Below are 12,752 nucleotides of genomic sequence, written 5' to 3' on the forward strand. Positions count from 1 at the left end.
CAAGTTGGGTGGTACCACGATAATGATCGTCCCTTCGTTTTTAAACGAAGGGGCTTTTTTATTTTATTGAAATGGAGTGATATGAAATGAGTTTGTTAGAAGATTTACAGTGGAGAGGGATTATTTATCAACAAACAGATGAAGAAGGAATTAAAGAGGTCCTAGATAAGGACAAAATTTCGTTATACTGTGGGGTTGACCCGACAGCTGATAGTATGCATATCGGTCATTTGCTTCCGTTTCTTACATTAAGAAGATTTCAACAAAAAGGACATTGCCCAATCGTGCTTGTCGGTGGTGCTACTGGACTAATTGGAGATCCAAGTGGTAAGAAAGAGGAAAGAAAGCTTCAAACTATAGAAACTGTTGACCAAAATGTTCGAGGACTTAAAAAACAGTTAGAACATATTTTTGACTTCGAAGGGGAAAATGGCGCAATCATGGTGAATAACTATGATTGGAATGGTACGATGGATCTTGTAACGTTTTTAAGAGACTATGGGAAGCACATTGGTGTAAATTATATGTTGGCAAAGGATACAATTGCTTCACGTCTCGATACGGGAATATCGTTTACTGAATTTACCTACACCATTTTACAGGCAATTGACTTTTTCCATCTCTACCAAAATCACAACTGCAGAATGCAAATTGGTGGAAGTGATCAATGGGGAAATATCACAACAGGCCTAGAACTTATTCGAAAAATGAGCCCAGAAACAGATAAAGCGTTCGGATTGACAATCCCATTAGTGACAAAGGCAGATGGAACAAAATTCGGAAAAACAGAAGGCGGGTCCATCTGGCTTGATCCAGAAAAAACATCCCCATATGAATTCTATCAATTTTGGATTAATACTGCGGACGCTGATGTTATTAAATATCTCAAGTTCTTTACGTTTTTATCACGAGAAGAGATTGAAGGATTAGAAAAAGCTGTGCAAGAGGAACCACATTTACGTAAAGCGCAAAAAGCATTAGCTGAAGAAATGACTCGCTTAATTCATGGAGAAGATGCTTTAGAGCAAGCAATGAAGATTACACAAGCCCTTTTCAGTGGCGAGGTAAAGAATTTAACTGCGGATGAAATTAAGCAAGGATTTAAAGATGTTCCATCTTTTGATTATAAAGGCAATGAAGAAATCGCACTTGTTGATTTATTAATCGAAGCCAAAATCGCGCCATCAAAACGCCAAGCCCGGGAAGATATTCAAAATGGTGCCGTTTATATTAATGGAGAAAGAAATTCAAATGTCGAATATATTTTGTCAAAGAATGATCGGATAGAAGATCAATTTACGGTCATAAGAAGAGGGAAGAAGAAGTATTTCTTAATTCGCTATTAAAAAATAAAGACGAACCAAAAATGGTTCGTCTTTTATTTTTATTTCAAAAGAAAAACCACTTGTATAAATACAAGTGGTTTTAGAAAAATTAACGAGAGTAGAACTCAACGATGAATGATTCGTTAATTTCAGCTGGTAATTCAGAACGTTCTGGTAAACGAGTGAAAGTACCTTCAAGTTTATCTGCATCAAAAGTAAGGTATTCAGGTACGAAGTTATTTACTTCGATAGCTTCTTTGATGATAGATAAGCTAGTAGATTTTTCACGTACACCAATTGTTTGACCAGGTGCTACGCGGTAAGATGGAATATCAACACGTTTTCCATTTACAAGAATATGTCCGTGGTTTACAAGTTGACGTGCTTGACGACGAGTACGAGCTAAACCAAGACGATATACAAGGTTATCTAAACGAGATTCAAGAAGAATCATGAAGTTTTCACCGTGTTTACCTTGCATTTTTCCAGCTTTTAAGAAAGTGTTATGGAATTGGCGTTCGTTCACTCCATACATATGGCGAAGCTTTTGCTTCTCTTGTAATTGAAGACCATATTCAGAAAGTTTTTTGCGTTGGTTAGGACCATGTTGTCCAGGTGCATAAGGACGTTTTTCTAATTCCTTACCAGTTCCGCTTAATGAAATGCCAAGACGACGAGATAATTTCCAACTTGGACCAGTATAACGAGCCATTTAAGACTCCTCCTTTATTGTTTTTATTTTGAGTAAAATAAAAACCAGGTGTGAATAATCATTAAGTGTATGATGTTTTCATGTACCATCGCCCCAGCAGCAGAGGGTTACTCGATACACCACATTTTTAGGAATCTAGAAATGGGAACAACATACGATCATAAAGCTGTTCACAAAGGCTGCAATTATTTTACACAAAGTACATTATATGTTCTCTTATGAATAAAGTCAAGCTGATATTTTATGTTCAGGTAAACGTTGAATTTCAGTAATGGTAGATTTTTCTATGCAAAAAACGAATCATATAGTATAATAGTACTATGCTTATAGAACTATTTTTATTTTACGAAACCAGCTTTTGTTATTAATTGATATGAGAAAAAATCTATGAATATTAGGTTCTTATAATGACAGGTGATTATACTATGGAAATATGTGCTCAGAACTTTATCTTATATTATAAATCTCGATTATTTGATATTATGGAAGATAAACTAGAAAAACGTATTGCTAATTGGATATCCATTGTCGTTGATTGTTTAGACGTAACACATGCTGTTTATTATAAACCGCAACAAGAGAATAATAATCGGAATTGTTTTGAATATTCATTTTCTAATCAACCATTCGACTTCCCAAAATGCATCTCTGCCAAAATGTTACATGCAATTTTTATCGAAGGTAATTATGTTGGTCGTGATATATTAAAAACGCTCCCAAATTTAAGCCTATTTAATGCTGCCTTTCATTTAAAGTATAACGGGGTGGAAAAGGGTTATTTATTTCTTCGAGCTAATGAAGATAAAATAAGTGAATTAATTTCTCCGAATGCAAACTCTTTTATAGATGAAAGTGGAAAAGTCATACAAATCATTGAGAAGCAGTCGGATATTATTAATGAAGAGGGTAGATATAAAGAGCTTTTTCGCGTTACGGAAAAATTCCATTCCTCAATGGACGTAGATGTTGTCTTGAATGAAATCATTAAAGCGTTAAAAATAGTTTTTCCCAACTTTACATATAATTTAATACTTTCGAATGATTTAAAACACGATAAAACGTTACCCATAAAAGAACTTCAATTCGATCATATTGATGGCACTGTCATGGATTCATATGTAAGTGGTGAAATAAGAATTGAAAAAAGATGTTCTGAAAATCATACGATATTATACGCCCCACTCTGCGGAAAACAAGGGGTATATGGTGTGTTGGAGGTTGTTACTTACGCCTCGTTTGTTTTTCAAAATAGTGAGGTTGAATTCATACGATTACTTGCAAATACTGGTGGCAGTGCATTTGAAAATGCCAAATTATATGAACAATCGCAAACATTAATTGGGGATTTACAACTAATCAATGATACCTCCCATCGATTAAACTCATCAACTAGCTTGGACGAAACCATTCAATTTTTAAAATCACAAATAAAAAAATCATTTAAAACAGAAGATATTGGATTTGTTCTAATTAAGGATAGCGAGTTTACTATTCTCGACGGGAGCAACAGGATTTTTCATTCAGAGGAAGGGAAGAAGTGTGTAGAATTTATTGCGGATAATATTCGAGTGAAGAATGAGGCCATTTTATATAGTAATATCCAGAATCAGTTGGCAGATGAAACAATCCCTTTTTCATCATTAATGGCCGTTCCAATGATTGAGAGTGATAGTTTAAAAGGTTTCTGCATTGTTTCGCACAGTATCCCCTATTTTTTCACGTTTGATATGTTTAAATTATTTCAATCATTAATTCATCATTCTACATTGGCAATTACAAATTCAATGTTAAGAGAAGAGTTAGAACGGATGGTCATCACTGATCATTTAACACAGCTATTTGCTAAAGGTTTTCTTAATGATGAAATTAAACAATCGATGGAAAAAGATGAGGAAGGTACCTTCATTTTACTCGATATTGATAATTTCAAAAAGGTAAATGATACTTTTGGACATCAAACGGGGGATGAAATTCTCGTTCAAGTGGCTAACATTATTCAACAAAATATTCGTACTTCAGACATAGGTGCACGTTGGGGAGGAGAAGAACTGGCCATCTATCTTCCAGGAGCTTCATTGAAAACGGGATCTCAAGTTGCCCACCGTTTAGTGGAAGCAGTTTATAAAAACACCAATCCCAAAATTACCGTTTCTTGCGGTGTTTCCTACTGGAATAAGAAAAGAGAAGATCGAGTAGAAAGCCTCTTTAACCGTGCAGATATCGGCCTTTATCATGCAAAAGAACGTGGGAAAAATCGAGTAGTCATTAAAGAGGAGAATAGGATAATTATTTAGAGCCCCTTTAGGGCTCTTTATTCTTATAAATATGTCTCCAAAATTTCAACAAATTCTTTCAAGTGTATTTCGTCTGTCTCATCAAATCGATTTGTTTCCGGACTATCAATATCTAAAACGCCAATGACTGAATCGTTTTTAATGATAGGAATGACGATTTCTGATTGTGATGCAGAGTCACATGCAATATGTCCGGGAAATTGATTTACATCAGACACTCTTAATGTTTTTCTTTCTTGAACAGCTGTCCCGCAAACACCTCTACCAATTGGAATTCGAACACATGCTGGCAATCCTTGAAAAGGACCTAGTATTAGTTCGTTCCCTTCCATTAAATAAAAGCCAACCCAATTAATACGCTCTAGAAATTGGTTCAGTAGTGCAGAAGCATTACTTAAATTAGCGATTTGATTGGGTTCGTCTTCGATTAATGCCTTTAGCTGCTTTTTTACTAATGCATACTGATCTGATCGTGTTCCATCATATTTTGTCGAATGAAACATATAATTCACCTTATTTCTACAATTTATTTTCTTAAACGCTAAATCTTGTTGATAATGTCGATATTTCCTTAAAGGGAAAGCTTGCTATGAACAAGAAATAATATAAATGAATAGATCACTACCTGAATTACTTGTAGCATAAATATTTTTATTATTCAAGAAAAAAAGATTGATATGGGGTGTATTTATGGTAAATAGAAAAAGTTCGACTAAGGATACAATAGTAGACGCGGCGATTCTTTTATTCAATATAAAAGGTTTTGATGGAACATCTATTCGAGATATTGCGAAAAAGGCAAAAGTAAATCCGGCCAATATATCGTATTATTTTGAAGGTAAACAAGGCTTGCTTGAAAAATGTTTAATTCAATTTTTCGAAGTGTATCTTGAATTTTTAGAAGAAGAAGTAAATTTATTACGATATGACCGTCCTGACTATTGTATGAAACGAGCAGTGTATAAAATTTTAGCTTTTCAAAGCAAGAACCATCATCTGGCACGCTTTGTTTGGAGGGAAGTATCAATTGATTCACAGATTGTCCGTGAAATAACTTCATCATATTTAATGAAGGAAAGGTTTTTATACAAAAAGTTAATCGAAGCAATCATACCCGCTCAATCTCATTTCGATTCAAATATAGGTTATTTAATTATACAGTTAAGAAGCCTTATGACGATGCCATTTTTGAATAGTCAATATATAAGAGAGGTGTGGAACTTATTCCCACAAGAAAGTTATTTCGTAGAAAAATATTATGAACAAATTGATGAATGGATCGAAACATCCATCATAAATCATTCAAGAAAAATTAATATTCCAATTTAGCAGCTCTGAATATTTCCTCGGAGTTGTTTTTTTTCTATAAATACCAAGAAAAATGTTGAATTTAATAGTCAAAAATTGTCGTTACATGGTATCATAAATACTACATACTAAAATAAGTAAAATCAAATCGATTAATTAAAAATATAGATCAGTTTTGGACGGAACAGGGGGCTTACGATGGTTTTAGTCATCGGTGCAATCGTAATTGTACTCATATTCTTAGTATTTGGATTTATTACGAGAAAGAAATATTATAAAGAGATTGATAAATTAGAAGCTTGGAAAATCGATATAATGAATCGCCCAGTCGTTGACGAGTTGGGAAAAGTAAAGCAGCTAAACATGACAGGTGAAACGGAAGAATTATTTGAAAGATGGAGAAAATCCTGGGATGATATTGTTGCTGTTGAACTTCCAGATATTGAGGATTTTCTTTTTGACTCCGAAGAATTTACAGATAAGTTCCGTTTTAAAAAAGCAAAAGAATCGAATTTGAAAATCGAAACCATTTTAACGAACGTGGAAGGTAAGATCGAATCGATTTTGGCGGAATTAAGAGATTTAATTGGCAGTGAAGAAGAAAGCCGCGTTGAAATGGAAGAATTGAGTAACAAGTATAAAATGATAAAAAAGACGCTATTAATTGAGCGGCATGTATATGGTAAGTCCATTCAAAATTTAGAAATGAAACTGGATGCTATTTCTGCAAAATTTCATCATTTTACCGAACTGACAGGGAACGGAGATTACCTCAAAGGAAGGGAAGTAATCATTGTTGTAAAGGATGAAGTGCAAATATTAATTGAGAAAGTTGCAAAAATCCCAGAATTAATTACCGAAGTAACATCAATACTCCCTTCACAATTGAATGAAATAGACGAAGGGTATAAAGAAATGAAGGAACAAGGATTTATTTTGGATCATCTCCAAATAGATAAGGAAATAGAAAGCTTAAGGAAATCCTTGCAAACATATGAGGAATTATTGGAAAAAACAGATGTTAATGAAGTAGATACCGGAATAGCTGAACTAAAGGAAAAGATAGATATTCTTTATGAACTTTTGGAAAAAGAAGTGAACGCGAAACACTTTATACTTAAGCATCATGAGAATACAAAAGATGAATTAACTTTGGTTAAGGAAACTAATGAAAAAATGAAAGAGGAAACGAATTTTGTTAAACAAAGTTATCAACTATTAGAAGGGGAGCTTGAAATCCCTAATAGTCTTGATAAACAACTTGGAAAATTAATTAAAAGATTTAATACACTTGAAGTAAAAATAATTGATGATGGTTCTGCATATACCATTTTAAGTGACGAATTAACCGAAATTCGTGACGCAATTGAGAAAGTAAAAGAAGATCAGAAAGAATTTACACTACATCTACAAAATTTACGAAAAGATGAACTAGATGCACGAGAAAAATTAACTGAATTAAAAAAGAAAACGAGTGATGCATTAAAAATCATTTCAAAAAGCAATATTCCCGGTCTACCAAATGATTTTGAACTATTTATGGAACAAGTTCATGAAAACATTCAAGATGTTTTTAAAAGCTTAAATGAGAAGCCTTTAAATATTAAAGCAATTCAGAACTACTTACAGGAAGCGATAAATGCGGTTGATGGATTATATGAAAAAACGATAGAACTTGTAGAAACTGTGGTGTTAGTCGAAAAAGTCATTCAGTATGGAAATCGTTATCGTGCACGTAACCCGAAATTAGCTGAAGGATTGAGGCAAGCTGAAGAATATTTTAGAAGCTACGACTACCATTTAGCATTAGAGGAAGCTGCAACTGCTGTAGAAGAAGTTGAGCCGGGAGCATTGAAAAATATTGAAGAAATGATTAATCAAGAGGTAATATAGAACGAATGCGCTTTTCGCATTCGTTTTTGTTTTTCAGTAAGGAAGAGTAGCGATTCCTTCCATTTTCAATTTTCTTATCCTATGTTATGATTTATCATTGGAATGTACTAATAAGATGACATATTTGAAGGTGTTTAATAAATGATTTATTTTGATAATAGTGCGACAACGAAGCCATATGATGAGGTGATTGATACATTTGCAAAAGTGTCAAAGGAATACTACGCAAATCCTTCCTCTCTTCATAATTTTGGCGGGAAAGTAGAAACTTTAGTAAACCAAGCTAGAAAGCAAATTTCAAATCTGTTACATGTAAAGGATAATGAAATATATTTTACATCTGGTGGAACGGAAGGAAATAATTTAGCAATTAAGGGCACAGCTTTACAGTATCGTTCTCGTGGAAATCATATTATAACGACGAGGGTAGAACATCCTTCCGTATACGAAGCATGTGAACAGCTTAGTAAATTAGGTTTTGAAATTACGTATTTACCGGTAAATGAATCTGGACAAGTTGACATTCAAGAACTTAAATCTTCCATTAAGGACAATACGATACTCGTTTCGGTTATGCATGTAAATAATGAAATGGGGGCAGTTCAGCCAATTGAAGAAATTGGGGACCTTTTGTCAAATTACCCAAAAATCATATTTCATGTTGATCATGTTCAAGGAATTGGGAAGGTTCCTTTACATCTTCATCAAGCAAAAGTTGATTTATGTTCAATCTCTGCTCATAAATTCCATGGTTTAAAAGGAAGTGGCGCTCTCTTTATACGTGACGGACTACGTATTTCGCCATTATTTTCGGGTGGAAACCAGGAAAATAAAGTACGAAGTGGTACGGAGAATGTCAGTGGAATTGTAACGATGGCGAAAGCACTCCGTTTAACCGAAGAGAAACGTAAGCAAAAAGGTACAGACATGTTGATGATAAGGGATTATTTAATCTCAAACTTAAAAGAACAGTCTGCCATTAAAGTGAACACGAATCCATCAACATCCGCTCCTCATATTGTTAATTTTTCTGCAATTGGTTTAAAGGGAGAAGTCATTGTTCACGCTTTAGAAGCTGAAAATATTTATGTGTCTACGACCAGTGCTTGTTCATCTAAACAAAAATCGATAAGCAGAACACTGCATGCGATGGGAGTCACAGATGAAGAAGCGATAGGAGCTGTTCGAATAAGTTTATCTTATGACAATACAATGGATGAAGCAAAAATATTTATAACAAAATTAGAAAGAATATTAACCAAACTGTATGAAGTAGTGGGGGATACAAAATGAAATATGATCGTATATTAATTAGATATGGAGAATTGTCAACAAAAGGGAAAAATAGAAATCATTTTATCACCCATTTGAAAAGAAATATCCGCGGGGTTCTTAAAGAATTTAAAGATATTAGCATACAAGGCGGACATGATCGGATGTTTATTTTGCTAAACGGTGAAGATAGTGAACCGATTATGGAAGAATTGTCAAAAGTATTCGGTATTCAATCATTCAGTTTAGCAGTGAAAACGGAAAAACAAATTGAAGAAATGAAGGAAGTTGGTTTAACCCTTGTTAAACAACTTTACCATGAGGGTGCTACATTTAAGGTTTCTACAAGACGTGGTGATAAATCATTTGAATTGGATACAAATGATATAAACCAAGCGATTGGAGCATATATTCTTACCAATCTCGAAGGAATCAAGGTTAATGTGAAAAATCCGGATATAAACCTTATCGTTGATGTCAGAAGTGATGGCGTTTATATGTCGAGTGAAATTATCCGTGGTGCAGGTGGCTTACCGGTAGGTTCCTCAGGGAAAGCGATGCTTATGCTTTCAGGAGGAATTGATAGTCCCGTGGCAGGATATTTAACGATGAAAAGAGGAGTGAAAGTGGAAGCTGTTCATTTCCACAGCCCTCCATTTACGAGTGAACGTGCGAAGCAAAAAGCGATTGATCTTGCACAAAAAATGGCAGGATATAATGGCTTTGTTAAAATGCATGTTGTTCCATTTACAAAAATACAAGAAATCATTCATAAGCAAATTCCTGAAGGCTATTCTATGACAGCAACGAGAAGAATGATGCTTCGAATTACTGACGAAATTAGACGTATGAATAATGGCTTAGCTATTGTTACGGGGGAAAGCCTTGGTCAGGTTGCGAGTCAAACATTAGAAAGTATGATTGCAATTAACGACGTGACTGCTACTCCAATTCTACGTCCATTAATTTCAATGGATAAGCTGGAAATTATTGATATAGCTAAACAAATTGATACATTTGAAATATCTAATTTGCCATACGAGGATTGTTGTACAATCTTTACACCTCCAGCACCAAAAACTCGGCCAAAATTAGATAAAATGCAGTACTTTGAAAGTAAAGTGGATTTTGAATCGCTAATTCAAGAGGCAGTCCAAAATGTAGAAACAATCATTGTTTCTTCCGAAAATAAGAGCCGTGAAGATGCCTTTTCTGATTTACTATAATTTATTGGATAACTCTATATTTATAAGGAACAATTACCAATCAATAATTTGAATGAAGGTATGTGTTTTCGCACACTCTATACTCACAAGGAGGTGAAAACACATGCCGAACAATAATCAATTAGTAGCACCTGGTGCAGAACAAGCACTTGATCAAATGAAATACGAAATTGCTCAAGAATTTGGTGTAAATCTTGGAGCAGACACAACTTCACGCGCTAACGGTTCTGTTGGTGGTGAAATTACAAAACGCCTAGTATCTATGGCTGAACAACAACTTGGTGGTTTCCAACATTAATTAAATAATATGGCTAAGGGAAGCGGGATAGTCCGCTTCCTTTTTACGTATAATACCCTCCTTTGTTATTACTATTTAAAATTTTTGAATTATTTAGTATAATAGAACTAACTTTTTCGAGGAGGTATTACAATGAAGCGTGAAGATCTATTAGCACCTAAAGAATACAATATTGTAGAAGAAGTAGAAAAATATGCAGCCAATCAAGACAAGGTAGCAATTAAATGGGAAAATGATTTAGGAGAAACGAAAAAAATTACATATAAAGAATTAATTAAGAGAGTTAATCAAATTGGGAACGTTTTCTTAGAAAGCGGACTTCAAAAAGGGGATACGATACTTATTATCGTTCCAAGATTAATCGAAGCATATGAAGTATATCTTGCAGCACTTAAGACTGGCATGGTTGTCATACCTAGTTCCGAAATGTTAAAAACAAAAGATTTACAATATAGAATACAGCATGGGGATGTAAAAGGGATTGTTTCTTATTATCCTTACATTAATCAATTTGAAGAAGTAGTTGAATCTCATCCATTAAAACGATTTGTAATAGGAAAAGAGATCAGTAATTGGTTATATTTAAATGATTTAGCAGATAAAGCAAGTGACTCTCTTGAAATTACTCGGACTTCTAAAGATGATATGGCTTTTCTATCTTATACTTCTGGAACAACTGGTAATCCAAAAGGTGTCGTCCATACTCATGGATGGGGCTATGCCCATTTACGTACAGCAGCCCCACACTGGCTTTGTATTAATGAAAATGACACGGTTTGGGCCACTGCAGGTCCAGGGTGGCAAAAGTGGATTTGGAGTCCTTTCTTATCTGTTCTTGGATCGGGAGCAACTGGCTTTGTTTATAATGGGAAATTTGATCCGAAGACATACTTAAGCTTACTTGATAAACATGAAGTGAATGTATTGTGCTGTACACCTACAGAATATAGATTAATGGCAAAAGTGGATAATCTATCTGACTACCGATTAAAACATATTCATAGTGCAGTATCTGCCGGTGAACCATTAAATCGGGAAGTCATTGAGACATTCCAAAAATATTTTAATATTATAGTTCGTGATGGTTATGGTCAAACGGAAAATACATTATTAGTTGGAATTACAAAAGATATGGAATTGAAACCTGGCTCAATGGGCAAACCGACCCCAGGTAATAGGGTAGAAGTAATTAATGAACATGGATTACCTTGTCAAGTAGGAGAAGTGGGAGATATTGCCGTTCACATCGAAACACCCGCTTTATTCAAAAATTATTATAAAGATCCGGAAAGAACCGCGATGCAATTTCGAGGTGATTATTATGTAACAGGTGACAAGGCAAAAATGGATGAAGAAGGGTATTTGTGGTTTGAAGGACGTGGGGATGATATTATTATCAGTTCCGGATATACCATTGGACCTTTTGAAGTGGAAGATGCACTTGTTAAACATCCGGATGTAAAGGAATGTGCAGTTGTTGCTAGCCCAGATGAAGTTCGGGGGAATATTGTAAAAGCTTTTGTCGTTTTACAGGATGGAGTAGACCCTAAGAAGCCTGACTTAATCAAGTCCTTGCAGAATCATGTAAAAGATTTAACAGCACCATACAAATATCCTCGTGAAATCGAATTTATTCAGGAATTACCGAAGACAACATCGGGAAAAATTCGTCGAATTGAACTTCGGCAACAGGAATTGGAAAAAATTAAATAGATAACAATGACAGATAGCAAAATAAGCTATCTGTTCTTTATATTTTTAGCTTGAAAACATTCATATATAATCTTAAGAATTGAGGCGCATTATATGAAACATGAAGAGAAAACGGGAATTATTTTTGCTGTCTTTTCGTATATCGTTTGGGGAATACTTCCTATGTACTGGAAATGGTTGAATCATATTTCGGCAGAGGAAATTTTGGCGAACCGAATTTTTTGGTCTTTCGTATTTATGCTCTTTCTTCTTTTAATAACAAAAAAGTGGGGAGTATTCATTCAAATATTGATGACTTTAAAAGAAAACAGAAAGATTCTTATCGCACTTGTCTTAGCCTCTATATTAATTACGGTAAACTGGTTCATTTACATATGGGCAGTCAATACTAACCATATTGTTGAAACGAGTCTTGGATACTACATCAATCCATTAGTGAGCATATTATTGGGCGTATTTATTTTAAAAGAAAAGCTGAATAGAGTACAAATAATTTCTTTTTGTATTGCCGCATTAGGTGTATTAATTCTAACGGTCTCCTATGGGAAATTTCCTTGGATATCCTTTAGCTTAGCAATTTCCTTTGGTCTTTATGGCTTAGTAAAGAAAGTAATTAAAGTTGATTCATCCATAGGATTAACCCTAGAAACAATGACAATAGCCCCGTTATGAACTGCACCCCAATTGTTAGACACAACTAACAATTGGAGG

The 12,752-nt window shown here is 34.3% G+C and carries 11 protein-coding genes and 1 other annotated feature (1 of these 12 only partly in view); of the genes, 9 read left to right on the plus strand and 2 right to left on the minus strand.

The features are described from left to right. Positions 1-37 (plus strand) — a binding site (T-box leader) (it extends 177 nt beyond the left edge of the window). A gap of 49 nt (positions 38-86) precedes the next feature. Beyond that, the gene (gene tyrS, locus I5776_RS06755) at positions 87-1,346 is read left to right on the plus strand and encodes a tyrosine--tRNA ligase (protein ID WP_202779645.1); all 1,260 of its coding nucleotides are present in this window, start codon (positions 87-89) and stop codon (positions 1,344-1,346) included. A gap of 88 nt (positions 1,347-1,434) precedes the next feature. Here the strand turns inward: tyrS and rpsD are convergent, their stop codons facing one another. Further along, positions 1,435-2,037 (minus strand): 30S ribosomal protein S4, encoded by a 603-nt coding sequence (rpsD, locus tag I5776_RS06760; RefSeq protein WP_202779647.1) that lies wholly within the window; start codon positions 2,035-2,037, stop codon positions 1,435-1,437. A gap of 425 nt (positions 2,038-2,462) precedes the next feature. Between rpsD and I5776_RS06765 the strand changes: the two genes are divergently transcribed. Continuing rightward, on the plus strand, positions 2,463-4,331 hold the full coding sequence (locus tag I5776_RS06765) for a sensor domain-containing diguanylate cyclase (RefSeq protein WP_202779649.1): 1,869 nt from the start codon (positions 2,463-2,465) through the stop codon (positions 4,329-4,331). Between the two features lie 23 nt (positions 4,332-4,354). Here the strand turns inward: I5776_RS06765 and I5776_RS06770 are convergent, their stop codons facing one another. After that, positions 4,355-4,834, minus strand: coding sequence for a GAF domain-containing protein (locus I5776_RS06770; RefSeq protein WP_202779650.1), 480 nt, complete (start codon positions 4,832-4,834; stop codon positions 4,355-4,357). Between the two features lie 187 nt (positions 4,835-5,021). Between I5776_RS06770 and refZ the strand changes: the two genes are divergently transcribed. From refZ to rarD, 7 genes are all read left to right on the plus strand, one after another. Beyond that, complete coding sequence (gene refZ / locus I5776_RS06775) at positions 5,022-5,660, plus strand: forespore capture DNA-binding protein RefZ (protein ID WP_202779652.1); 639 nt, start codon at positions 5,022-5,024, stop codon at positions 5,658-5,660. A 177-nt stretch (positions 5,661-5,837) separates the two neighbouring features. Continuing rightward, positions 5,838-7,532 (plus strand): septation ring formation regulator EzrA, encoded by a 1,695-nt coding sequence (ezrA, locus tag I5776_RS06780; protein ID WP_202779653.1) that lies wholly within the window; start codon positions 5,838-5,840, stop codon positions 7,530-7,532. Between the two features lie 141 nt (positions 7,533-7,673). Continuing rightward, positions 7,674-8,825 carry a cysteine desulfurase family protein gene (locus tag I5776_RS06785; protein WP_202779654.1) on the plus strand — a complete coding sequence of 384 codons (1,152 nt, stop codon included), beginning with the start codon at positions 7,674-7,676 and terminating at the stop codon, positions 8,823-8,825. Continuing rightward, positions 8,822-10,030, plus strand: coding sequence for a tRNA uracil 4-sulfurtransferase ThiI (thiI, locus tag I5776_RS06790; protein WP_202779655.1), 1,209 nt, complete (start codon positions 8,822-8,824; stop codon positions 10,028-10,030). The genes I5776_RS06785 and thiI overlap by 4 nt, the downstream gene beginning before the upstream one ends. A 103-nt stretch (positions 10,031-10,133) precedes the next feature. Beyond that, positions 10,134-10,328: an alpha/beta-type small acid-soluble spore protein gene (locus I5776_RS06795; protein ID WP_202779656.1), complete on the plus strand. Its 195-nt coding sequence runs from the start codon at positions 10,134-10,136 to the stop codon at positions 10,326-10,328. 132 nt (positions 10,329-10,460) lie between these two features. Continuing rightward, positions 10,461-12,041, plus strand: a complete 1,581-nt coding sequence (gene mbcS / locus I5776_RS06800; protein WP_202779657.1) for an acyl-CoA synthetase MbcS — start codon at positions 10,461-10,463, stop codon at positions 12,039-12,041. 93 nt (positions 12,042-12,134) lie between these two features. Continuing rightward, the gene (gene rarD, locus I5776_RS06805) at positions 12,135-12,713 is read left to right on the plus strand and encodes an EamA family transporter RarD (protein ID WP_202779659.1); all 579 of its coding nucleotides are present in this window, start codon (positions 12,135-12,137) and stop codon (positions 12,711-12,713) included. The last annotated feature ends 39 nt before the right edge of the window (positions 12,714-12,752 follow it).

The organism is Heyndrickxia vini, assembly GCF_016772275.1.
Taxonomy (GTDB): domain Bacteria; phylum Bacillota; class Bacilli; order Bacillales; family Bacillaceae_C; genus Heyndrickxia; species Heyndrickxia vini.